Annotated in this window: 22 protein-coding genes; 15 read left to right on the top strand and 7 right to left on the bottom strand. The window is 69.4% G+C overall.

The genetic code is table 11. The features are described 5' to 3' along the window. Position 1 precedes the first annotated feature (1 nt). A complete protein-coding gene (locus ACZ6ZD_RS19535; protein ID WP_465673977.1) occupies positions 2 to 310 on the bottom strand; it encodes a DUF6703 family protein in 309 nt (102 codons plus the stop codon). 60 nt (positions 311 to 370) lie between these two features. Between ACZ6ZD_RS19535 and ACZ6ZD_RS19530 the strand changes: the two genes are divergently transcribed. From ACZ6ZD_RS19530 to dusB, 5 genes are all read left to right on the top strand, one after another. After that, entirely contained in the window at positions 371 to 1,252 is an 882-nt protein-coding gene (locus ACZ6ZD_RS19530; RefSeq protein WP_465673975.1) for a PhzF family phenazine biosynthesis protein, read from the top strand. Positions 1,253 to 1,257: 5 nt separating this feature from the next. Then, a complete protein-coding gene (locus ACZ6ZD_RS19525) occupies positions 1,258 to 1,545 on the top strand; it encodes an antibiotic biosynthesis monooxygenase family protein (protein WP_465673973.1) in 288 nt (95 codons plus the stop codon). A gap of 75 nt (positions 1,546 to 1,620) precedes the next feature. Next, the gene (locus ACZ6ZD_RS19520) at positions 1,621 to 3,006 is read left to right on the top strand and encodes a glycine--tRNA ligase (protein WP_465673971.1); all 1,386 of its coding nucleotides are present in this window, start codon (positions 1,621 to 1,623) and stop codon (positions 3,004 to 3,006) included. A 1-nt stretch (position 3,007) separates the two neighbouring features. Continuing rightward, complete coding sequence (locus ACZ6ZD_RS19515) at positions 3,008 to 3,688, top strand: hypothetical protein (protein ID WP_465673969.1); 681 nt, start codon at positions 3,008 to 3,010, stop codon at positions 3,686 to 3,688. 2 nt (positions 3,689 to 3,690) lie between these two features. Continuing rightward, positions 3,691 to 4,812 carry a tRNA dihydrouridine synthase DusB gene (gene dusB, locus ACZ6ZD_RS19510; protein WP_465673967.1) on the top strand — a complete coding sequence of 374 codons (1,122 nt, stop codon included), beginning with the start codon at positions 3,691 to 3,693 and terminating at the stop codon, positions 4,810 to 4,812. A gap of 280 nt (positions 4,813 to 5,092) precedes the next feature. On the opposite strand, the gene ACZ6ZD_RS19505 is transcribed toward dusB, so the two are convergent. The 4 genes from ACZ6ZD_RS19505 to ACZ6ZD_RS19490 are packed head-to-tail and all read right to left on the bottom strand — an operon-like array spanning position 5,093 to position 7,730. After that, positions 5,093 to 5,881, bottom strand: coding sequence for a phosphotransferase (locus ACZ6ZD_RS19505; protein ID WP_465673965.1), 789 nt, complete (start codon positions 5,879 to 5,881; stop codon positions 5,093 to 5,095). 18 nt (positions 5,882 to 5,899) lie between these two features. Continuing rightward, the gene (locus ACZ6ZD_RS19500; RefSeq protein WP_465673963.1) at positions 5,900 to 6,283 is read right to left on the bottom strand and encodes a PPOX class F420-dependent oxidoreductase; all 384 of its coding nucleotides are present in this window, start codon (positions 6,281 to 6,283) and stop codon (positions 5,900 to 5,902) included. Positions 6,284 to 6,292: 9 nt separating this feature from the next. Next, positions 6,293 to 6,895: a dihydrofolate reductase family protein gene (locus tag ACZ6ZD_RS19495; RefSeq protein WP_465673961.1), complete on the bottom strand. Its 603-nt coding sequence runs from the start codon at positions 6,893 to 6,895 to the stop codon at positions 6,293 to 6,295. 10 nt (positions 6,896 to 6,905) lie between these two features. Continuing rightward, a complete protein-coding gene (locus ACZ6ZD_RS19490) occupies positions 6,906 to 7,730 on the bottom strand; it encodes a DUF6597 domain-containing transcriptional factor (RefSeq protein WP_465673959.1) in 825 nt (274 codons plus the stop codon). A 102-nt stretch (positions 7,731 to 7,832) separates the two neighbouring features. Here ACZ6ZD_RS19490 and ACZ6ZD_RS19485 point away from each other — a divergent pair, with 102 nt between their 5' ends. The 10 genes from ACZ6ZD_RS19485 to ACZ6ZD_RS19440 all read left to right on the top strand — a co-directional run bounded on the left by ACZ6ZD_RS19485 (position 7,833) and on the right by ACZ6ZD_RS19440 (position 19,180). Next, positions 7,833 to 9,188: a hypothetical protein gene (locus tag ACZ6ZD_RS19485; protein ID WP_465673957.1), complete on the top strand. Its 1,356-nt coding sequence runs from the start codon at positions 7,833 to 7,835 to the stop codon at positions 9,186 to 9,188. Next, positions 9,161 to 10,489 carry an extracellular solute-binding protein gene (locus ACZ6ZD_RS19480; protein ID WP_465673955.1) on the top strand — a complete coding sequence of 443 codons (1,329 nt, stop codon included), beginning with the start codon at positions 9,161 to 9,163 and terminating at the stop codon, positions 10,487 to 10,489. Before ACZ6ZD_RS19485 ends, ACZ6ZD_RS19480 begins: the two co-directional genes overlap by 28 nt. A 1-nt stretch (position 10,490) precedes the next feature. After that, positions 10,491 to 11,396, top strand: a complete 906-nt coding sequence (locus tag ACZ6ZD_RS19475) for a carbohydrate ABC transporter permease (protein ID WP_465673953.1) — start codon at positions 10,491 to 10,493, stop codon at positions 11,394 to 11,396. Continuing rightward, positions 11,393 to 12,286, top strand: coding sequence for a carbohydrate ABC transporter permease (locus ACZ6ZD_RS19470; RefSeq protein WP_465673951.1), 894 nt, complete (start codon positions 11,393 to 11,395; stop codon positions 12,284 to 12,286). The genes ACZ6ZD_RS19475 and ACZ6ZD_RS19470 overlap by 4 nt, the downstream gene beginning before the upstream one ends. Before the next feature lie 4 nt (positions 12,287 to 12,290). Further along, positions 12,291 to 13,385 carry an ABC transporter ATP-binding protein gene (locus tag ACZ6ZD_RS19465; RefSeq protein WP_465673949.1) on the top strand — a complete coding sequence of 365 codons (1,095 nt, stop codon included), beginning with the start codon at positions 12,291 to 12,293 and terminating at the stop codon, positions 13,383 to 13,385. Then, on the top strand, positions 13,382 to 14,308 hold the full coding sequence (locus tag ACZ6ZD_RS19460) for an acetylxylan esterase (protein WP_465673947.1): 927 nt from the start codon (positions 13,382 to 13,384) through the stop codon (positions 14,306 to 14,308). Before ACZ6ZD_RS19465 ends, ACZ6ZD_RS19460 begins: the two co-directional genes overlap by 4 nt. Position 14,309: 1 nt before the next feature. Continuing rightward, positions 14,310 to 15,155 (top strand): acetylxylan esterase, encoded by an 846-nt coding sequence (locus ACZ6ZD_RS19455; protein WP_465673945.1) that lies wholly within the window; start codon positions 14,310 to 14,312, stop codon positions 15,153 to 15,155. Then, on the top strand, positions 15,152 to 16,192 hold the full coding sequence (locus ACZ6ZD_RS19450; RefSeq protein ID WP_465673944.1) for a hypothetical protein: 1,041 nt from the start codon (positions 15,152 to 15,154) through the stop codon (positions 16,190 to 16,192). The genes ACZ6ZD_RS19455 and ACZ6ZD_RS19450 overlap by 4 nt, the downstream gene beginning before the upstream one ends. A 121-nt stretch (positions 16,193 to 16,313) precedes the next feature. Beyond that, positions 16,314 to 17,276: a DNA polymerase domain-containing protein gene (locus ACZ6ZD_RS19445; RefSeq protein ID WP_465673942.1), complete on the top strand. Its 963-nt coding sequence runs from the start codon at positions 16,314 to 16,316 to the stop codon at positions 17,274 to 17,276. Positions 17,277 to 17,353: 77 nt separating this feature from the next. Further along, on the top strand, positions 17,354 to 19,180 hold the full coding sequence (locus tag ACZ6ZD_RS19440; RefSeq protein WP_465673940.1) for an alpha-L-fucosidase: 1,827 nt from the start codon (positions 17,354 to 17,356) through the stop codon (positions 19,178 to 19,180). Here ACZ6ZD_RS19440 and ACZ6ZD_RS19435 read toward each other — a convergent pair. After that, positions 19,161 to 22,442 carry a hypothetical protein gene (locus tag ACZ6ZD_RS19435; protein WP_465673938.1) on the bottom strand — a complete coding sequence of 1,094 codons (3,282 nt, stop codon included), beginning with the start codon at positions 22,440 to 22,442 and terminating at the stop codon, positions 19,161 to 19,163. The genes ACZ6ZD_RS19440 and ACZ6ZD_RS19435 overlap by 20 nt on opposite strands. Before the next feature lie 25 nt (positions 22,443 to 22,467). Next, entirely contained in the window at positions 22,468 to 23,040 is a 573-nt protein-coding gene (locus ACZ6ZD_RS19430) for a TetR/AcrR family transcriptional regulator (protein ID WP_465673936.1), read from the bottom strand. Between the last annotated feature and the right edge of the window lie 38 nt (positions 23,041 to 23,078).

Below are 23,078 nucleotides of genomic sequence, written 5' to 3'. Positions count from 1 at the left end.
GTCAGTTTCCGGCCAGGCGGGAGACGGCGAACAGGAGGATGACGAGGATCGAGAAGACGCGGAGGAACTTGGCGCCGCCGGCGACCGCGGGCCAGGAGAGGAACGCGAGCCAGCCGAGCACGAGCGCCAGCAGGACGAGCGCCGGGATGCCGACCGGGATCGGAGCGAAGACTCCGACGATGGCCAGGACGAAGGTGATCGCGGGCAGGGTCAGCTTCGGGGCGGCGTGCAGCCGCGCGACGTACGGGTAGCTGATCTTGGTGATTCGCTGCCGCAGCGGGCTCACCGGCTGACTGCTGGAGGAACTCATAGCGCCATTGTTCCAGGTCATAGGGTGGTGAGATCCGGATGTGATGGAGGTAGGCGGCCGATGGACCCGAAGACGTGGGTGGTTCGGGTGTTTCCGGAGGGGCCGGGCGGTGGGAATCCGGCGCCGATCGTGCTCGCGGCGGCGGGGATGACGGACGCGGACATGCAGGCGGTGGCGCGGGTGTCGGGGCATGAGAGCGGGTTCGTGGTGTCGGCGTCCGCGGAGTCCGGGGGTGACCTCGGGCTGCGGTTCTGGGTGCCGAACCATGAGATGTCGATGTGCGGGCATGCGACGGTCGGAGCGGTCTGGCTGCTGGACCGGGAAGGGCTGCTGCCCGGCGACGAGGTTCGGGTCGAGACGTTGAGCGGGCTGGTGGATGCTCGGGTTGACGGGCCGGCGGGGGAGCGGCGGGTGCAGGTTTCCCAGCCTGCTGGGGTGGTCGAGGCGGTGCCGGACGACGTGGCGGCCGCGGTCGTCGACGTCCTGGGGATCACGGCGGCCGAGCTGGGTGCGGCGCCGATCCGGAACGCGCGGACGAGCCGGGTGAAGACGCTGGTGCCGCTGACGAGCGTCGAGGTTCTCGACAGACTGCAGCCGGACTTCGGGCGGGTGGCGGCCGTGTGCGACGCGCTCGGCTCGACCGGGCTGTATCCGTACGCCGTCGGCGACCGGGCCGCGCAGGTCTTCCACGCGCGCCAGTTCCCCCGCTCCTCGGGATACCCGGAGGACGCCGCGACCGGGATCGCCGCCGCGGCGCTCGCCTTCGGCCTGCTGGCGAACGGCTGGGTCCGCGCCGACGAGACGCCGATCCATGTTCGCCAAGGTCAGGCCATGGGTCGCCCGTCCCGGATCACGCTCCGCTTCCGGCTGTCCGGGGAGCAGATCGCCGGCATCTGGCTGGGTGGGCGCGTCGAGCTGTCACCGGGCGACGCCGTACGCTGACGGGTGTGTTCGTGGTGATCAGGTTTCGGGTCGGCGAGGCCGAGCAGGCGGAGTTCGTGGTCCGGTTGGACGCGGCGGTCGAGGTGCTGAGCCGGCAGAAGGGGTTCGTCGCGGCGCGGACCGGGCGCAACGTCGACGATCCCGAGCTGCTCGCGCTGACGCTGGAGTTCGAGAACGTGGGCAGCTACCGCCGCGCGCTGTCGCCGTACGAGGTGAAACTGGCCGCGGTTCCGCTGCTGTCGCAGGCAATCGACGAGCCCACGGCGTACGAGAGTCCGTTCGAGCTGCGCTGATGCGACTTTGACCACCAACGCCGGTTAGCCTGGACCTTTCCGTACCTCACCTGTGCCCGTTTCTGGAGTTCAAAAGTGCCCGTGGAAACCGTCGATGCCGTCGTCAGCCTCAGTAAGCGAAGGGGCTTCGTCTATCCGTGCGGCGAGATCTACGGCGGTACCAAGTCGGCGTGGGACTACGGGCCCCTCGGCGTCGAGCTGAAGAACAACGTCCGCACCCAGTGGTGGCGGTCGATGGTGACGAGCCGGGACGACGTCGTCGGGCTGGACTCGTCGGTCATCCTGCCGACCAAGGTCTGGGAGGCGTCCGGCCATCTGTCGGAGTTCGTCGACCCGCTGACCGAGTGCCAGTCGTGCCACAAGCGGTTCCGCGACGACCACCTGCGCGAGGACTACGCCCGCCGCAAGAACAAGGACGCCGACACCGTCGAGCTGGCCGAGATCGCCTGCCCGAACTGCGGGAACAAAGGCACCTTCACGCCGCCGCGGATGTTCAACGGGCTGCTCAAGACCTACCTCGGCCCGGTCGAGTCCGAGGAGGGGCTGCACTACCTGCGGCCCGAGACCGCGCAGGGCATCTTCGTGAACTTCGCGAACGTGATGGGCACCGCCCGGAAGAAGCCGCCGTTCGGGATCGCCCAGGTCGGCAAGAGCTTCCGCAACGAGATCACGCCCGGCAACTTCATCTTCCGGACCCGGGAGTTCGAGCAGATGGAGATGGAGTTCTTCGTCGCGCCGGGCGCCGACGAGGAGTGGCACGAGTACTGGCTGAAGGCCCGCTGGGACTGGTACGTCGGCCTCGGCCTGAACCCGGACAACATGCGGTTCTACGAGCACCCGAAGGAGAAGCTGAGCCACTACTCGAAGCGCACCGTCGACATCGAGTACAAGTTCAACTTCGGCGGCAAGGAGTTCGACGAGCTGGAGGGGATCGCCAACCGGACGGACTTCGACCTGTCCACGCACTCCAAGCACTCCGGCGCCGACCTGTCCTACTTCGACCAGGAGAAGGGCGAGCGCTGGACGCCGTACGTCATCGAGCCCGCGGCCGGCCTGACCCGGAACGTGCTCGCCTTCCTGCTCGACGCCTACACCGAGGACGAGGCGCCGAACGCGAAGGGCGGCGTCGACAAGCGGACCGTACTGCGCTTCGACCCGCGGATCGCGCCGGTGAAGGCCGCCGTCCTGCCGCTGTCGCGGAACGCCGACCTCTCGCCGAAGGCTCGCGACCTGGCGACCGAGCTGCGGCGGAACTGGAACGTCGACTTCGACGACGCCGGCGCGATCGGCCGCCGCTACCGCCGCCAGGACGAGATCGGCACGCCGTTCTGCATCACCGTCGACTTCGACACCCTCGAGGACCACGCGGTCACGATCCGCGAGCGCGACTCGATGAAGCAGGAGCGGGTCGCGCTCAGCGAGGTCACCGGCTACCTCGCCCAGGCTCTGGTCGGCTGCTGAGATGAAGCTGCTCAGGGGCGATCGGCTCCGCTTCGGGCTCGCGGTCTTCGGGCTGTCGGCCCTGGCCGTCTTCGTGCTGGCCGGCTGCTCGGACACCGCGCCCGAGTCCGGGAACAGCCCGTCCGCCCCGAGCAGCTCCGGCCCGACGTCGGCGCCGATCCCGACCGCATCGACGCCGACGCTGAAGCCGCTGCCGAAGCCGGCCAAGCCGTTCCCGACCCCGGTCGTCACCGGCGCCCCGGAGTCCGATGCCCCGCTCGCGACCCGGATCCGCTTCGCCATCGCCAAGCAGACCCAGCTGACCGCCGGCAAGGCGGCCAAGACCACGGTCAACTGCCCGGGGATCGACGCCGCCGACAAACCCGGCGACCACACCCTCAAGTGCACGGTGACGTACGCCGGTCAGCCCTTCACCGGCACCCTGACCGTCAACGCCAAGCCCTACACCGCGACGTACAAGTTCACCTCCGAGAACGTTGCCGTCGTCAAGGAAAAGGTCGTCGACGCCGTCCTCCGCGCCGTCCCGGACGCCGCGACCATCACCTGCACCATGCAGCCGGTCGCCGTCGTCCCGTCCACCGGTGCCGGCGTCCGCTGCGACGTCACCACCACCGCGAACGCCGTCACCCCCTACAACGCCCGCATCTCCGGCGACGGCAAGATCCTCGTCGCAAAGGCCTGACCATGTTGAAGCTCGGCAATCTGACGATCGATACGCCGGTGGTACTGGCGCCGATGGCCGGTATCACGAACGCGGCGTACCGGCGGTTGTGCGCCGAGCAGGGCGCCGGGTTGTACGTGTGCGAGATGATCACGTCGCGGGGGATCGTCGAGGGGGACCAGAAGTCGCTGGACATGCTCACGTTCGATGAGCGGGAGACTGTTCGGTCGGTGCAGTTGTACGGCGTGGACCCGGTCTACATCGGGAAGGCCGTGCAGTTGTTGTGCGATCAGTACGGCGTCGCGCACATCGATCTGAACTTCGGGTGCCCGGTGCCGAAGGTGACGCGGAAGGGCGGGGGCGGCGCGCTGCCGTGGAAGCGCAATCTGCTCGGCGCGATCCTGCAGTCGGCCGTGCGGGCCGCGACGCCGTACGGGATTCCCGTCACGATGAAGACGCGGATCGGGATCGATCGCGACCACCAGACGTACCTGGACGCCGGGCGGATCGCGGAGGAGTCGGGGGCGGCCGCGATCGGTCTGCACGGGCGGACGGTCGCGCAGGCGTACTCCGGTCAGGCGGACTGGACGACGATCGCGGCGCTGGTCGAGCACGTGAACATCCCCGTGCTCGGTAACGGCGACATCTGGGAGGCGGGTGATGCGCTGCGGATGGTCGAGGAGACCGGGTGCGCCGGTGTCATCGTCGGCCGTGGGTGTCTCGGGCGGCCGTGGTTGTTCCGCGATCTGGCGGTCGCGTTCGCCGGGGGCGAGGCGCTGAACCTGCCGACGCTCGGCGAGGTCGCCGACGTGATGCGCCGGCACGGCGAGCTGCTCGCCGACCTGATGGGGGAGCAGCGCGGCCTGCGCGACTTCCGCAAGCACGTCCCCTGGTACCTGAAGGGCTTCCCGGCCGGCGGCGAGCTGCGCGCCGCCCTCGGCATGGTCGACACCCTCGCCCACCTCGACGAGCTCCTCACCCAGCTCGACCCCACCGTCCCCTTCCCCACCGCCGAGCTCGGCGCCCCCCGAGGCCGCCAAGGCAGCCCCCGCGAGCGCGTCATCCTCCCGCACGGCTGGCTCGACAACACCGACGGCCTCACCGAAGACCTAGCCGACGCCGAAATCGGCGTCTCCGGCGGCTAACCACCCACCTTCCAAGCGTCTGGCCTATCCCCGCCTGCCCGGCGGTTGACCACCCCACCTTCCGGCGGCTTACCTCCCCCCGCCTCCGCGTTGGCTGAGCTATTCCCGCCTCCGCGGGGGTTGACTGCCTCGCCCTCCCGGTGGTTGACCTACGCTCCGCTTCGCCGGCGGCTCAGATACCTCGCCTCCCCGGGGGGTGCGGACCGCCAGCACTCACCAACCTGCTGTGGGGCGGCCAGCGGGTGGTTGGTTGAGCGTGGGGGTGGGGGGCTCTGCGTAGTTAGTGGGTGGTGGCGGTTCGCAGGTCGGCGGTCCATTCGGCGGCTAGGGCCATGCCGTTGGGGAGTTGGTCGCCGATTTCCCAGCGCCAGGTGATGACCATGGCGAGCATGAGTAGGCGGCAGTCGTGGAGGAGTGCGTGGTTGATGTTTGGGTAGTGGGCGGCGACTGGGGCGGGGGCGTGGGCGAGGTCGAACTCGATGGGGCCGTGGCACATGGTTTCGAGGTCGATGAAGAGCGGGCCTTCCGGGGTGGCGAGGAGGTTTCCGGGGTGGGGTTCGCCGTGGAGGAGTTGGGTGGGGCCGGTGATGGCTGTGCTGCGGTCGTGCAGGGTCGTCAGGAGCAGTTCGCGGTCGGCGTCGGAGACCTCTGGCGTCAGCGCTCGGTCCGACAGCTTGGTCTGGGCTTCGGCGACGCGGTCGAGGAAGTGCGGTACTGGGACGTCGGCAGCCCGCATCGCGACGTGGAGTCGTGCGAGCGCGTCGGCGTACGCGGCTGGTGAAATCGCTTGCTGGGTTGAGGTTTCGTAGTACTTCCAGAGCGTGATCGCGAAGCCGTCCTGCTCGTGGACGACGTCCGACACCGGCGGGACGACCGGGCCGCCGGCCAGCTGCCGGGCGAGCTCGAGCTCCAGCGGAAACCCGTGCTCGCCGTCGAACGCGACCCGGGCGAGGACGTCGCCGAGTCGCACGATGATCTTGTTCGAGTTGCTCAGCAGGACCGCCTCGTCAGCGGTGCCGACGATCGACGTGATGGCGGTGATCGCGCGTACGACGTCCGGGGCATCCACCCCGGCACCGTAACAACCTCAGCCGATTCCCACCTTCTGATATTCGGGCTGGACGACGAACACCACGCGCTCGTCGTCGCGCGGATAGGGCTCGTCGGTGTACTTCGCGGACAGCTCGTCGATGATCGGCCAGGCGGCGTCGCCCTCGATCCGCTCGACCACCCGGCCCCGGATGACGACCGGCTCGAACCACCGCTCGGCCGGCACGATCGACACGGCGATCCGCGGATCGCCGTCCAGGTTGCGCGCTTTGCGGGTGTTCGGCCCGGTGAAGAAGACGACCTGCTCACCTCGCGCGCCGATGTAGACGGGTGCGCTGTGCGGCGCGCCGTCCGGTCCGATGGTGGCGAGGTGGGCGAAGGACGCGGCTTCGAGAACGCTGCGGACGGCGGGATCAAGCATGACAACTCCTCATCGGACGACGGCGTAGCGCAGATGGGTGACACCTGGTGCGGGGATCGCCTCGATCAGCCGCAGGTCGATGTGTTCGGTCAGTTCGCGGAACAGCCGATGACCGCCGCCGAGCAGGATCGGCACCTGGTGCAGGACCAGCTCATCGACCAGCCCGGCCTGCAGTGCGGACGTGGTCGCGCCGCCGCCCATGATGCCGACATCTTTGCCGGAGGCAAGCTTTTGGGCGACCTCGACCGCCGCCTCGATGCTGTTCGCGAGCGTCTGCTCCGGCCCGACCTCCAACGGCTCCCGGCTCAGCACGACCAGCGGCGCGTTCGGGTGCGGGCTTCCGCCGCTGAAGTGGCTGGAGTGTTCGTACGTCGTCCGGCCGCAGATCACGGCGCCGTCGCGCCCCGCGAGCTCGTCGAAGAGCCGCGCGCTCGGCGCGCTCATCCGGAAGCCGTCGCCGAACACCGTGCTCGGAGTGTCGCCATCGAAGTACCAGTCGAACAGCCGGCCCGCATCGCCGAGCCCGCGTCCGAACTCCGCCGCGCCGGACGGCGTCCGTCCGCTGATGTACCCGTCGACCGAGACGGCCAGTGCCACCACGACTTTGCTCATGCGGCCGACCCTAGGCGCGTGCCAGCACGCGGCTCTTGAACAAATCGCGCATGCCGGCCAGGAACGGCTCGTACGAACCGGCGTGGTCGTGTCCGCAGGCGCAGCGGTCGAGGTCCGTGCCGAGCAGTTGCGTCGGCGTCAGCCCGGTCAGCCGCAGGCACTCCCGGCTGAGGTGCGCCTGATCGGCGTACCCGGCGTCGATCGCGAGCCCCGCCGTACCGTCGAGGCCCCGCCGACCGGACGGCGCAACGCCGGCCTGTGCGAGCGCGAGGAAACCTTGGAAGCGCAGGATGCGTTGCAGCACTTTCGGCGTCGTCCCAACGGCGTGCAGGCAGCGACGGCGCAGCTGGCTCGCCGAGAGCGCAAGCTGGGTGGCGACAGCGTCAACGCCGGTCGGTCGCCACGGCATCAGCGCCACCGCCGCTGCGCGAACCAGTGGATCGGCACCGACCCGAAAGCGCTTCAGCAGTTGGGTTTGCAGGTAGGCCAACGCGTACTCCGGCGTCGCGGGCAACTCATCAACCAAGCCATCCGCCCAGACCTCCGCGAGCGGAAGGCGCTGGTCGACCAGCTCGTCGAGCGCGACTGGGAGCGGCGGCGCCGCCCCAGGATGGAAGCGGACGCCGACGATCGTCGTACGGGCCGGGATCAGTTCGAGCGCCGGGCCGGTCAGCGGACCGAGGAGCTGCGGGCGGCCGCCGAGCGGGAAATGCAGCTCGACACCGCCGGTCGGCAGGTGTCGGTGCAGGTGGTCGGCAGGGCCGGTGTGCTGGATCCAAACCGTGCGGACGACGTCGGCCAGCCGCGGGTCGGGGAGGCGCTCGACGTAGTCCACTCGCGCAGTGTTTCCGGGAAATTACTTGTTGTCGATCCCTTGACCCCGGCCCCGATGACAGGACACCTTGGTCGGCATCGGATTAACGAATCATTTCCGAACATGGAGCGTAAAACGTTGTCGATCGTGATCGGTGTCGTCACCCACTCGACGCACGGGAAGCTGTTCCGCGAGGCGGCCAGCACCTTGCGTGGGGTCGATCTGGAGTGGGTCAGCTACGACCACGAGGAGAACGTCCGCGAGAAGGTCGCCGAGTTCCTGGCCAACACCCGGCTGGACGGCTTCCTCGCCGGTCCGGTGCCGTACACGGCGAGCCGCGAGCTGCTCCCGCCGGGGTTGCCGGTCGGCGTCGTCCGTCCGTCGGCGCTCGATCTGACGCTGGCGCTCTACCGCGCGCAGCAACGCGGCTGGGGCCGGACGCCGGTCAGCATCGACACGTTCCCGGCCGAAGCGGTGGACGCCGTCCTCGACGCGCTGGAGCTCGATCGGGACCAGATCGCCAGCCTGCCGTACGCGCCGACCCAGTCCGTCGAGGAGATCGTCGACTTCCATCGGACGGCGTACCAGCGGTTCGGCGATCGCGGGTACGTGATCAGCGTCCGCGCCGCCGTCCGTGAACAGCTCGCGGACGACGCGTTCGGGATCCTGAGCGGGATGCCGGTGCCGGCCACGATCCGCACCGAGCTGCACGAGCTGGCGCTGCGGATCGAGTCCGATCGCGCGAGCGCGCAGCGGTTCGCGGCCGGGGTGTTCCTGGTCTCGCGGGCCGCGGACGAGGAGCGGGCCCGGGTCGGCCTGATGAACTTGTTGCTGAACACCCCCGAGTTCGCCGGGGCCTGGATCGAGGACCGGGGCCGCCGCGGCGTCGTGGTCTTCGCGCACAAGGCGCTGTTCGAGCGTGTGACCCGCAACTGGGTCGCCGTCCCGGCGCTGGCCGAGGCCGGGACGGCGCTCGGCGCGCAGGTCTCGGCCGGGTTCGGGGTCGGGGTGTCCGCCCGCAACTGCGTGCTGCTCGCCGAGCGGGCGGCGGCCCGGGCGGAGCAGGAGGACGAGCCGTGCGCGTACCTGATCGAGGACAGCGGCGTGATCATCGGGCCGATGGGCCCGAAGTCCACCGCCGACCGGGAGGCGCTCAGCTTCTCCTACCGCGAGCACGGCGACCACGTCGAACGGCTCGCGAAATCCGTCGGTCTCAGCGCGGCGACGGTGTCGCGGCTGGCCGCGCTCGACCACGAGCTGGAAGGACGTGCGATCTCGCCTGGAGAGCTCGCCGACCGGCTCGGTATCACCGATCAGAGCGGACGCCGCCTGATCCGCACCCTCGACGCCGGTGGCCTGGTCAGCGACGAGGGGACTGCGCAGCACCACCCGAAAGGACGCCCGACGCGTCTGTACCGGCTACGCATCGCCCAATCCCTGAAGGGAACACCATGGAGCTCAACCGCCGCCAGGTCCTGAAGCTCGCCGGCCTCGGCCTGACCGCCACGGCCGCACCCGGCGTCCTCGCCGCCTGCTCGAACGGCTCCGGTGGAGACGCCGGGGACGGCAGCGTGAAGTTCGAAGGCTGGGACTACGAGGCCACGCTCGTCCAGCAGAACCTGGACAACTTCACCAAGGCCAGCAACGTGAAGGTCAACTACACGCCGATCACCAGCGCGCAGTACGTGCAGAAGGTGGTCGCGGAGTTCACCGGCGGCGGCGGTCCGGACGCCCTCTACGTGTACGACGATTCGCTCGCCGCCTGGGTCGAAGGCGAGTACCTGCAGCCGATCGACGGCCTGCCCGGAGTGGACGACGTGTACGCCGCGATCTTCCCCGGGAACGCGGAGGCGATGACCTACCAGGGCAAGCGCTACGGCCTGCCCTACTACACCGACTCGAACTGCCTGATCTACAACGCCGAGATCCTCTCGAAGGCCGGCTTCAGCAAGCCGCCGGCCAGCCTGGAGGAGCTCGAGGCGCAGGCCGCGAAGATCAAGAGCATGGGCCTGCTGGAGCACCCGATCGGGCTGCCGGCCCAGCTGTCCGACACCTGGTGGGCGTGGGTCTGGGGGCTGGTCTACTCCAGCGGCGGCGACATGTTCGACGACCAGCAGGCGCCGATCATGAACACGACCGACACCGTCACCAAGGATGTCCTGACCTGGCTGCAGGACGCGGCCAACAAGTCGAAGGTGCTCGACCCGGCGTCCCTGCAGCTGCTGCCGGTGCCGGTCGACAACGCGATGAAGGCCAACCGGTACGCGTTCACGATCGGGGCCCGGTACGCGCTGCGCGACTACAACGATCCGCAGAAGTCGAAGGCGGCCGGCAAGATGAAGATGGCGCTGGTGCCGAGCCTCGACGGCAAGGTGCACGGGACGATCAGCAACACCCGGATGTACGGCCTGGCCAAGGACACCGAGGTCAAGGACGACGCCTTCAAGCTGCTCACCTACCTGGGCGGTTTCGACGCGGACAAGCAGCCGTACACCGCGAAGTTCTGGTTCCAGCAGCGCGGCCTCGGCTTCGCCTACAAGGAGCTGGCCAAGGATCCGGAGATCGTCGCGTCGCTGAAGAAGTTCGCGGATCCGGCGATCTACGCGCAGCTGGCCGAGATCGCCCGGCCGCGGAACGTGCTCGGCGTCGCCTGGTACACCGAGTTCGAGACCGAGATGCACAAGGTCGTCCAGGGCGTGCTGAGCAACCAGACGCAGCCGGCCGCCGCGGTCGCGAGTCTCGCGCAGACGGCCGAGACGCTGAAGAAGAAGTACAGCTGACGTGACGGTCCTGACCGAACGCCGGCCGCTGGGCGACAACGCGAAGGCCTGGGCGCTGAACGCCCCGGCCATCGTGGTGATCTCCCTGCTGGTCGCCTACCCGATCGGCTACTCCTTCTACGTCAGCATGCAGCGCAACAACCTGAAACGCCCGCGGGCCAAGCGTTTCATCGGCCTGGACAACTACAAGGCGCTGCTCACCGACGACGCCTTCCTGTCCGCGCTCAAGGTCTCCGGGCTGTTCGTGCTGGTCGTCCTCGGCATGACGGTCGTGCTCGCGCTGATCCTGGCCCTGGTGCTGAACGAGCGGTTCCGCGGCCGCGGGCTGCTGCTCAGTCTCGCCTTGTTGCCCTGGGCAATGCCCGGCGTCGTGAACGGCCTGATGTGGCGAACGATCTTCGACGCCAAGACCGGCGCCCTGAACGGCCTGCTCACCCAGCTCGGCCTGATCGACAGCTACCAGGCCTGGCTCACCTCCGGCACCGGCGCCTTCCTCTTCACCGCCCTGGCCCAGGTCTGGAACACCCTCCCGTTCTCGGTGATCATCCTGCTGGCCGGCCTGTCCACCATCCCCTCCGAGCTGTACGACGCCGCCACGGTCGACCGCGCCGGCCCCTTCCGCCGCTTCACCCAGGTCACCGTCCCCTGGCTCCTCCACCCCCTCCTCATCGTCCTCATCCTCGAGACGATGAACGCCTTCCGCGCCTTCGACACCATCTACGTCCTCACCGGCGGCGGCCCCGGCGACGCCACCACCACCATCGCCCTCCTCGACGTCCAGACCGTCCTCACCTTCACCGACTTCGGCCTCGGCTCCGCCTACGCCTGGGTCATCACCGCCATCACCCTCCTCATCTCGGTCGGCTACATCGGCCTCCTCTACCGGAAGGGAAATTTCGAAGTATGACGACCGTTGTGCAGGCTCCGCTCCGGTATCGGGTTCCGTTCAAGAAGATCGGGTTGTACGTGCTGGCGGTGGCGTTCGGGTTGTATCTGGTGCTGCCGTTCTACTGGATCGTGGCGATGAGTTTCATGCACGAGGCGGATGCGATCGCGGTGCCGCCGAACTGGGTGCCGGTGGATCCGACGCTGGAGAACTATCTGGGGTTCGTGAATCCGGACGCGGCGCAGGAGCTGGTCGGTGGGCGGGCGGTGTCGGAGACGCCGTACTCGTTGCGGAACAGCTTGGTCGTGGCGTCGGCGACGGCGGTGCTGAATCTGGCGCTGGCGACGTTCGCGGCGTACTCGTTCAGCCGGCTGAAGTTCCGGGGGAGTCAGGTGCTGCTGGTGCTGTACCTGCTGACGCGGATGGTGCCGGGGATCGCGATCATCATCCCGTTCTACTTGCTGATGCGGTCGTTCGGGTTACTGGACACGTATCTGGCGCTGATCCTGTCGTACACGACGTTCGCGCTGCCGATCACGATCTGGATCCTCAAGGACTTCTTCCGGTCGGTGCCGCGGGAGCTCGAGGAGGCCGCGCGGGTGGATCGGTGCGGGTGGTTCCGGACGATGTGGTCGGTGTTCCTGCCGGTCGCGGCGCCGGGGCTGGTCGCGGCGGCGGTGTTCGCGTTCATGACCGCGTGGAACGAGTTCATGTTCGCGCTGTTCCTGACCAGTACGAAGGCCGCGAAGACGATCCCGGTGGTGGCGGCGAATTTCGCCACCGACTTCAACACCCAGTTCACGGTGATGGCCGCGGCCGGTGTGCTCGCGGTCGTCCCGCCGCTCGTCCTGGCGCTCCTCTTCCAGCGCAAGCTGGTGCAGGGGATGGCCGCCGGATCCGTGAAGGGCTGAGACGATGGCAGAAGTACGACTCGAAGGAATCACCAAGTCGTTCGGCGGCAAGACGGTCGTGGACGATCTGAACCTGACGATCCGCGACCAGGAGTTCCTGACGCTGGTCGGTCCGTCCGGGTGCGGGAAGTCGACGACGCTGCGGATGATCTGCGGGCTGGAGCGGGCGACCAGCGGCAACGTGTTCTTCGACGGCAAACCGGTCAGCTGGCTGCCGGCCAACAAACGCGATGTCGCGATGGTGTTCCAGAGCTACGCGCTCTACCCGCACAAGACCGTCCGGCAGAACATCGGCTTCGCGCTGAAGATGATGCGGGTGCCCAAGGCAACGATCGACGAGCAGGTGCTGCAGGCGGCCCGGACGCTCGACATCGAGGACTTGCTGGACCGCAAGCCGCGCGAACTGTCCGGTGGCCAACGGCAACGAGTGGCCCTCGGGCGGGCGATCGTCCGCGATGCCGGCGCCTATCTGCTCGACGAGCCGCTGTCCAACCTGGACGCCCAGCTGCGGGTGCTGATGCGGGCCGAGATCAAGCGCCTGCACGTCGACGTCGCGCGGACGTTCATCTACGTCACCCACGACCAGGTCGAGGCGATGACGATGTCGGACCGGATCGCGGTGATGCGGGACGGCGTCATCCAGCAGTGCGCGACACCGGAGGAGATCTACGAACGCCCGGCGAACCGGTTCGTCGCCTCGTTCATGGGCTCGCCGCCGATGAACTTCGTCACCGGTGAGCTGGCGGACGTCGACGGCGTCCGGATGTTCCGCAGTCCGGCGTTCAGCCAGCCGATCAGCGTGTCCGGCGACCAGCCTGCGGACGTCGTCCTCGGCATCCGGCCCGAGGACGTGTCGCTGTCGCCGACCCCGGTCGAGGGGTACCGGCAGGGGCGCGTGTTCGTCTCCGAGCCGCTCGGGCCCGACGTCCTGGTCACGGTCCGGATCGAGGACGAGCTGCTGAAGGCGCGGGTGCCGACGCCGTTCCGGCTCGGTCACGACAGCCCGGTCTACGTCGGCTTCAATCCGAACCGGCTGCATCTGTTCGCGGCGGCCGACGGCACCGCGCTGGAAGCGCCGCGACGGGAGGACGCTGCGTGAGAGACCTGGAGAACACGCCGATCGACGTCGAACGGCCCGCCGACTTCGACGCGTTCTGGGCCGCGGGCCTGGCCGACTGCGCGTCGTACCCGCTCGAGCCGCGGCTGACCGAGATGCCGACGCTGTCGACGGACAAGGTCGTCGTGTACGACGTGTCCTACGTCAGCTTCGGCGGTCTGCGGGTTTCGGCCTGGTACGCCGTCCCGCGGGCCGGCTCGGCGCCGTACCCGGGCCTGATCACGATCCCGGGCTACATCTCCGAGCCGACGATCCCGAAGGAGTGGGCCGAGCTGGGGTACGCCGCGCTCGCGGTCGCCCCGCGCGGCAAGCTCCGGTCGAACGCCGTCTTCAACCCTGGCTACCCAGGCCTGCTGACGCACAACATCGTCGACCACAACACCTACGGCTACCGCGGTTTCTATCTGGACGTCGTCCGCGCGGTCGACGTCCTGCTCGGTCGCCCGGAGGTCGACAGCGAGCGGATCGGGCTGGCCGGGTCGAGTCAGGGCGGCGGCCTCGGGATCAGTACGGCGGCGCTGCGCCCGGAGGTGATCAAGGCCGTCGCCTGCGGCGCGCCCTACCTCTGCGGCATCATGGCGGCCCCGACGCTGACGCGCTCGTACCCGTACGAGGAGATCAACGAGTACCTGCGCCTGCATCCGAAGGACGTCGATCGCGTCCGGGAGACCGTCGCGTACTACGACGGGCTGAACTTCGCGCCCGCGGTCCAGGCGCCGACGATGATCTACCTCGGTCTCGAGGACGACGTGTGTCCGCCCGAGACCGGGTTCGCGCTGCACCGCGCGCTACCCGGCGAGAAGACGCTGCACACCTATCCGAACTGCGCGCATCACGCTGGATTGCCCGGGGTGCTGCGGGTGGTCGAGGACTTCCTGGCCGACCACTTGAAACCGGGGATCTGAGATGGACTTCGACGCCTACTGGAAAGCCGTCGACGACGAGCTGGCGACGATCGCGGCCCGGCCGGTCCTCGATCCGGTCCCGGCCCGGACGACGCCGGAGGCGACGAGCTTCGCCGTCCGGCTGACGAGCGTCGGCCCGCAGCGGATCTACGGGTCGCTCAGCATCCCGACCGGAGCCGGTCCGTTCCCGGCGCTGTTGCAGGTGCCGCGCTACGGCAGTGTCAACAACATGGCTCACCTGAACGACCGCAGCCGGTACGTCGTCCTGACGTTGATGCACCGCGGACAGCGACTGGCCGACGAGACGTTCCAGGCGGCGTACCCGGGGCTGTTGACGCTCGGGATCGACGACCCGGCGGCGTACATCTATCGGGCGATCGTCGCGGACTGCCTGCGGGCGGCCGAGTTCTTGATCGGGCTGTCCGAGGTCGACCCCGGCCGGGTCGCGGTGGTCGGTAACGAGCTGGCCGTTCTGACCGCGGCTCGGCGTACTGGCATCACGGCGGCGCGGGTGTCGGATTTGGTGCTCTACCGCGCGATGGAGGCGCGGCTGCGGTCCAGCCACTACCCGCTGGAGGAGCTGAACGACCACCTCCGGGCGGGCTCCTCGGCCGAGGTCGTCGGACGGACGCTCGACTACTTCGACCCGATCCGGCACGCGCCTTCGGTGCGGGCGAACACCTTGGTCGCCGTCGAGGACGCCGACTGGTACGCGCCACTCGTCGACGCTCTCCCCGCCGGCGAGGCTTACGCCGTGACGCACCTGGACGGGACGGACGCCGACTTCTACGACGCCTGGCTCGCCGAGCGCTGCGGCGTCCCGGCGCTGTCGAAGTTCGTCCGATGAAGCTGCGCCCCGTCATCAATGCCAACGCCACGCTGACCGTCCTCGGCGGCTCGCTCATGCCGCCGCCGGTCATCGAAGCGATGGCCGAAGCGTCCCGGCACTTCGTCGACCTCCCGGGCTGCTACCTCGAAGTCGGCGAGCGTCTCGCCGCCCTCACTCGCAACGAGTCCGCCTGCGTCACCGCCGGCGCCGCGGCTGCGATCACGCTCGTCGTCGCCGCCTGTATCGGCGAACCCGCGCAGGCCTTCCCGGTCGAAGCCGAAGTCGTCATGTTCGCCTCGCAACGGAACGGCTACGACTACTCGGCTCGGCTCACCGGCGCCCGCATCGTCGAAGTGGGCCCATCCGTCGAGGAGCTGGAGGCGGCGCTGGAACGGCGTCCGGCCTGCATCCTCTGGTTCGCCGGCGCTCACTACGCCTCCGGCGCGCTATCCATCGAAGAAGTCATCCGCGTCGCCAACGGCGTCCCCGTGATCGTCGACGCGGCCGCCCAGATCCCACCCGTTTCCTCCCTCTGGCATTTCACCGCCGAGCTCGGCGCGGACGCCGCCATCTTCAGCGGTGGGAAGGGGTTGCGGGGGCCGCAGACCACCGGGTTGGTGCTGGGGCGGGAGTGGTTGGTCGATCGGTGCCGGCGACACGCTTCGCCGAACCAGGAGATCGGTCGCGGGCTGAAGGTCGGTAAGGAAGAGCTCTTCGGTCTCTTGGCCGCAGTCGAATGGACGCTGGCGCAGGACGAAACCGCGCTCCTCGCCGGCTACGAGCGTTCGGTCGCGTTGTGGGTCGACGGTTTGCAGGACATCCCCGGCATCACCGCCTACCGCGGCTATCCCAGCGAAGCCGGTCAGCCGCACGGCCGCTGCATCATCCGCCACCCCGACCGCCAAACCCTCATCGACGCCCTCTGGGACGGCGACCCGCGGATCTCCGTCGGCACCTTTGGCGTCGCCGCCGACGAGATCGCGCTGAATCCGCAGACCCTCGAACCGGGCGAGGATCGGGTGGTGCTGGAGGCTGTGCTCAGGTTGGTTGGTTGAGGCGGACGCCAGACACTCACCAGCTCCTCCCAGGGCCGCCTGGCCACGCTCAGCCAGGCGGCGCGAGCCGGTACTCCGCAAAGTTGGTGAGTGCGGGGCGTCCGGCGCTTAAGCTCGGGGGATGGCGAGGAAGCCGGATGAGACGCGTGACGGGGTCGATCTGACGAATCTGGATCAGCCGTTGTTCGACGGGGCTGAGGCGACCAAGCGGGATCTGGTCGACTATCTGGATGCGGTGCGGGAGTGGGTGCTGCCGGGGTTGCGAGGGCGGCCGTTGTCGGTGGTGCGGATTCGGCCAGGGCAGCCGGCGTTCATGCAGAAGAACGTGCCGAAGTACACGCCGGAGTGGGTGCGGACGGTGGGCGTGTGGGCGGAGGCGTCCAAACGCGAGGTGCGGTACGCGCTGTGCGACGACCGGCGGACGTTGTTGTGGTTCGCGAACCAGCGGGCGGTGGAGTATCACCCGACGTTGATGCTGGACGGGCGGGTGACGCATCTGGTGCTCGACCTGGATCCGCCGGAGGGGGAGGACACCTTCGGGAAGGCGGTGCAGGCGGCCTTCCTGGTGCGGCAGGCGCTGGCGGACGCCGGGCTCTCGGGCGCGGTGAAGACGAGCGGGGCCAAGGGCGTGCACGTGATCGTGCCGATCGACGAGTCGGTGCCGATCGATGACGCGGCCGCGGCCACCCGGGCGATCGCGGCGCGGGCGGCGGCGCTCGATCCGGAGGTCGCGACGACGGCGTACATCAAGGAGGACCGGCACGGGAAGGTGTTCGTCGACTCGACCCGCGCGGGTGGCGCGACGCTGGTTTCGGCGTACAGCCCGCGGATCCGGCCCGGGACGCCGGTGTCGTTCCCGGTCGGGTGGGACGACCTGGACCAGGTCTCCCCGCGGGACTTCACCGTGAAGACCGCGGTCGAGCAGCTGGCCGGCGTCGATCGCTGGGCCGCCCAGCTGCCGGCGCCGCAGCGGCTGCCGGAGGATCTGCTCGTGGAAGGCCGGGCGATCCCGATCGCGCGGGTGGTGGCGATGCACGAGGGTAAGCGCCGGAAACGGGAGGCGGCGAAAAAGGAGGAAACGTAGATCCTATAGGATCTAGTTTTTTCCGAATTAATCTTCTACGCTCCTGCCGTCCCGCCCGATGACGTCAGGAGACTGTCGTGAGATCACGTGGTGCCGTGCGTGCCCGCCGCTGGCTGGCCGTACTGATGGGGAGCGGTCTGGTCGCGTCCGCGATCGCCGTCCCGGCGCCGGCCGCGCCCGCGCCGGCCGATGAGAACCTTGCCCGCGGCCGGACCGCGACCCAGAGCTCGGAGTACGCGACCGCCGCGCCCGCGTCCCGCGCGGTCGACGGCAACCGGGACGGCGGCTTCTGGAACGGCTCGCTGTCACACACCGACGAGCAGGACGAGGCCTGGTGGCAGGTCGACCTGGAGAGCCGGAAGCCGATCGGCCGCGTCGCGATCTACAACCGCACCGACTGTTGTATCGGCCGGCTCGCGGACTTCTACGTGCTGGTGTCGAACGAGCCGATCACCACCAGCTCCTTGGCCGCCGCCCGCAAGCAGCGCGGCGTTTCGGCGTACCACGTGGATCGGGTGGCCGGGAAGGTCGAGGTGCCGATCGGGCGCGAGGGCCGGTACGTCCGGGTCCAGCTCGCCGGGCACAACCCGCTGGCGCTGGCCGAGGTCGAGGTCTACCGCGGCCCGGTCGAGGTGCAGAAGTACCGGAACCTGGCGCTGGCCGCGAAGACCACGCAGTCGAGTGTGCTGGACGGAGGCGTGCCGACGCGGGCTCAGGACGTCGACAAGGCCTCCCTCAGCAACACCAAGAGCGAGCACCAGCCGTGGTGGGAGGCCGACCTCCGCAGCAGCCAGCGGGTGACGACGGTCCGGGTCTTCAACCGGACCGACTGCTGCGCGGACCGGCTGCGCGACTTCTACGTGCTGACGTCGGACAAGCCGTTCGCCTCGACGGATCTGGCGCGCACGCTGCGCCAGCCCGGCGTGACCGCGACCCGGGTGCGCAACATCGGGGCGGACCGGACGATCGACGTCCGGCGAACGGCTAGGTACGTGCGGATCCAGTCCACGCTGACGAACTACCTCACGCTGGCCGAGGTGCAGATCTTCGGCGACCAGCCGGTCGGCGCCCCGGATGTCGCGCGGCACATCCGTGAGAACCAGTTCGGCATGTTCATCCACTACGGCGTCGCGACGTACACCAACGAGCAGTGGGCGACCCCCGGTACCTCGCCGTCGGTCTTCAACCCGACCAACCTCGACACCGACCAGTGGGCCGCGATCGCGAAGAGCGCCGGGATGAAGTACGGCGTCCTGACCACCAAGCACCACGACGGCTTCGCGCTCTGGGACACCGCGGCCAACGAGTACGACGTTGCCAAGAGCCCCTATCAGCGCGACGTCGTCCGCCAGTACGCCGACTCCTTCCGCGCGGCCGGTCTGAACGTCGGCTTCTACTACTCGATCTGGGACCGGACGAACGGCGAGAACACCGAGCTGGTGATCAACCAGCTCCGGGAGCTGCTCACCCAGTACGGCGCGATCGACCAGCTCTGGTTCGACGCGTGGACCTTCGCCCCGGGCTACGGGAAGATCCCGTACGACCAGGTCCGTGACTTCGTCCGCAACGTCTCGCCGAACACCACGATCGTCAACAACGACAAGAATGACAGCCTGGCCACGTCCGACGTCCTGGAGTACGAGGACGGCCGCCCGCCGGCCGGTCTGACCGACCCGATCCAGATGTCGGACATGATCAGCAGCAGCAACTGGGACTGGTTCCACAACGACCAGTCGCCGGGCCCGCGCACCCTCGACGACATCGTCGGCGAGGAGACCTACCAGCGCGACCACGGCTACCAGTACCTGCTCAACGTCGGCCCGAGCCGCGACGGCCGCATGGAGCAGCAGTACGCCGACCTCCTCAAGCAGGTCGGCGCCGCCCTCAACCCTCCGCGGCGGTAAGGATCTCCAAGGCAAGGTGCCGGACGTCGGCCTCCGGGTGGTTGCGCAGGGCAACCAGCAGTTCACGCCACGGCTGCGCCCACCCGGTCCGGCGTCCGGCCGCGCCGATGATCGCCCAGGCGAACAGCGGTGCACGGCTGACCAAATCGCGCGCGATGGGCTCCAGCTGGTCGGGCGTCCAGTGCGCCTCGGTCCGGCTCAGGCGCGCACCGAGTGCGGTGGCGGTTGTGTACGTCGTGATCGGCCGGTCGGTTGCGACCAACCCGTCGAGCTCGGTCCACTCGACGGCGCGGACGAGCAGGCCGAGCTGCAGGTTGAGAAGGTCCGGCCCGACCAGCTCGGCCGCGACGGCTCGCAGGGTCTGACGTTCGGCGGCCGTCCGGTCCGGCAACCTGGTCAGCAACACGGTCAGGCGTTGCCGGGCCGGGTGGTCGCGCTCCGGCGTCGCGTTCGGCAGGTTGGGGTCGGCTTCCAGCCGGACGAGCAGTCGCACGGTCGCGAGCAACTCATCCAGCCCGAGCTGCGGATCGGCGCCCACGATAGCGACCAGTGCGACCGTCGCCTCGTTCCACGTCCGCGCCCGTAGATCGGAGATGAACCCGGCGCAGACCGGCGCGACCGACCGACTCCACCGCGCCCAGCGCGGCATCGCCCGCAGTGCGGCCCGAACGACCTCGGGCTCGGGCCGGTTCGCGACCGCCACGAGCAGATCGGCGTACCGGGCCCGGTACTTACTGGCGAGCCCGTACGCCGGACGCTGCGTCAGAACAATCGCCGTCGCGTCGCTGTCGTGGACGGCCTGCTGCAGCAACGCCCAGCTGGCCGGCTCGTGCAGGAGGTAGAGCGAGGCCGCGCTGGTGATCGCGGCCCGCACGTCACGATGTGCCGACGCCCAAGCATCCGTGAGGACGGCGCTCGCGCCTGGCGCGCGCAGCGAGCCGAGGAGCCGCGCCGCCTCCTTGCGCGACGTCACCTTCATCCCGTCGCCGATCAGGATCGGATGCAGCAACCCCGGCAGCAGACTCGGTCGCACGAACCGCGCCGCCCGCGTCGCGGCGTACATTGCCACCCGAGCGCGGTCGTCCCCGGCATGCGTCAGCAGCACCGGCAACACGTCCTGCGGCGAGTCGGTCCACGCCAACGCGCTCAGCGCGGCCTCCTGCAACAACACGTTCTCGTCGGCCAGGAACGGCTCCAACGCCGCCCGGCCCACGCCCGGCACCCGCCCCAAGGTCGACACCGCGTTCGCCCGCGCCCACTCCGGCATCCGCTCATCCGCCGCGGCCTGCGCGACCAGCTCGGCGTACCGCCCTTGCTGCCGCGGCAACCAATGCTGGAGGGTTCGGTCGGCGACGTGCCAGCGTGCGTTGTCACGGTCGAAACGATGGATGCGGTCCGGGTCAGCGAGCACGGCGTCGAGCAGGTCGGTCCGCAGCTGGGTGACACCACCCCACACGTGATCCCACTGGGCCATGCCGACGTCGCGCTGGAGGATGCGGCCGATCCGTTCGGCGCGGGTGCGCCGGGGCCACAGCCAGAGTTCGCAGGCCTCGCCGACGGTGTACTCCTGGTTCGACCAGACTCCTGCCTCCAGCGCGTCCTGGAGGTGCTCGATCGTCCAGCCGCGCCGGTCGAACGCGCGCGCGATCGCGAACGGCAGCCGGAACTCGTTCCGGGCGACGCCGGCGTCGACGTACTTGCGGAGCGCGTCGTACACGGCCAGCTCGTGACCGTGCGGCAGACCGTCGATCAGGCCGTACAGCATGATCGAGCCTTGGTTGTCGGTGAGTCGAGCGTGCGCCTGCAGACCCCACTCGAGCAGCGCGCTCTGGTTGCGCAGGGCCCCTTGTTTGACTGCGGTCTGAGCGATCTCGGTCAACTCGTGCCGACTGCCCCAGGACAGGTCGCGTGCGTTGAGCGCATCGGTCAGCAGGGTCTGTAGCGCCTCGACGGCGCCGTCGGTCAGCCCGGAGGCGGGCAGCCCCGCCACCGCGTGCAGCACGCTCTGCCGGACCGAGTCCCGGTCGTTGCGGACTCGGGACACCCAGCTGAGTGCGGTGTTGATAGTTGCGGAGTCGCGGGAATGCCCGGCCGCCTCGACGACCGACCGGTAGACCGCGGCGCGATCGTTCGGATCGGGCCGCTGGATCTCGGGTTCGAGCAGCGCGAAGGCTTCGTCGTACGGCAGGTACGCCGTGGTCCGCCAGAGCTGCTGCGGATGGTCCGTGACCGCGGTGAGCGTCAGCATCCGGCGGGTTTGTTCGGCGCGGAGCCGGTGGGGGAGGGCCGACAGCAGGCGCGTCGGGAGGACCGTTTGGCCGAGGTCTACCGATCGGGTGACGGCGGTGAAGATCTTGGCTCGGCGGCTTGGGGGAAGGTCCTCGAGGAGAAGTGTGGGGTCGGGCCAGAGGAGGTGGCCGAGCTCGATCAGGTCGTCGTCCGGGTAGCGGTGCAGGCGGCGGCGGACGCCGGGGGTGAGGGCTTGGGGGAGGGTGTGGGCGAGGTCGGGGTCGAGGAGGATCTCGAGGACCAGGGGATCGTGGTCGAGGAGCCGGCCGACGACCTCGATGATTGCTGTCGGCAACTGCCCGGGCGGGAGCGCGCGGATCAGCAGCAGGGTGGCGGGCGCGGGCCGGCGATCGAGGACGCCGAGGACGCCGTACGCCGGTCCCTGCCACCACTCGTCGCGGTCGGGGCCGGCGGGGAGCGTGGTCGTGGCGTGGGCGAGGACGGCCTGCGGGTGGCGGGCGCCGAGGCGGTGCCATTCGCCCGGGCCGAGGCAGTAGGCGAGCTCGGGGAGGAGGCGCTCGACGGTCGCGGCGTCGGTGGCGTTGAGCAGGCCGGCGGCGGCCTGGTCGCCCCAGCGTTCGCGGTGGTTGTCGATGAGGCGGGCGGCCAGCTGGGTGCGGCGGGTCTTGCGGATGAGGTGCAGCAGCCGCGTGCGGAGGGCGGCCGGGGCGTCGTCGTACAGGATGCGGAGGTCGTCGTCCGAGACCGGGACGCCGTTGCCGACGGCGGCGAGCGCCTGGGACTGGACGGCGGGGACCGGGTCGCGGAGCAGTCGCGTGACGTAGGCGACGTCGCCGGTGGCCTGGGCGATCGTGAGGCCGAGGCCGCGTTCGAAGGGGCTGCCGGCGCCCAGCTCGGTGAGGAGGGTCTGGCGGTCGGCCGCGGGGAGACGGCGGCCTTCGACCGAGAGCAGACGGAGGCGTTCGCCGTACGGGAGATCGTCGATCGACCGGAGCAGCTCCTGGGCACGCATGGACCCATCCTGCCGAATGAGCGAGTCAGCGGGGGAGGGAGGCGTCCAGGATCAGGGTGGCGGCCTCGCGGGCGCGGAGGGCCGGGTCCGCGGAGCCGGAGATCGCGGAGCGGGTGATCGCGCCTTCGCTGAGCAGGATCAGGTGGTCGGCGAGGCGCTCGGGGTCGGTGGCGTCGGCCGCGGTCGCCAGCTTGATGAGGGCCTGGCGGAAGCCTTCTTTGTGCTGCAGCGCCAGCTCGGCGACGCGCGGCGTGACCGTGCCGAGCTCGCCGAACGCGTTGATGAACGCGCAGCCGCGGTAGTCGTGCTGATTGGACCAGGCGTAGAGGAAGTCGAAGACCGCGAGGATGCGCTCCCGCGGATCGGTCTTGGCGTCGACGTGGTCGGCGAGCATGGTCTGCCAGAGGATCTCGCGACGGTCCAGGTAGGCCTCGATCAGCACGTCCTTGGACGGGAACAGCTGGTAGAGGCGCTTCAGCGAGACGCCGGACGCCGTCCGGATCGCGTCCATCCCGACGGCCTGGACGCCGCGCTCGTAGAACAGCGCGTCGGCCGCGTCGAGCACCTGCTGCTGGGCCGTCGCCGTGTCGATCGCCATCCGTCTCCTCCTCTGTGACCCGCGCCACCTTGCGCGGA

It is taken from the genome of Kribbella sp. NPDC104218 (genome assembly GCF_055584105.1).
The sequence above is the reverse complement of the archived record's forward strand: the minus strand, read 5'-3'. Positions and strand labels throughout refer to the sequence as shown.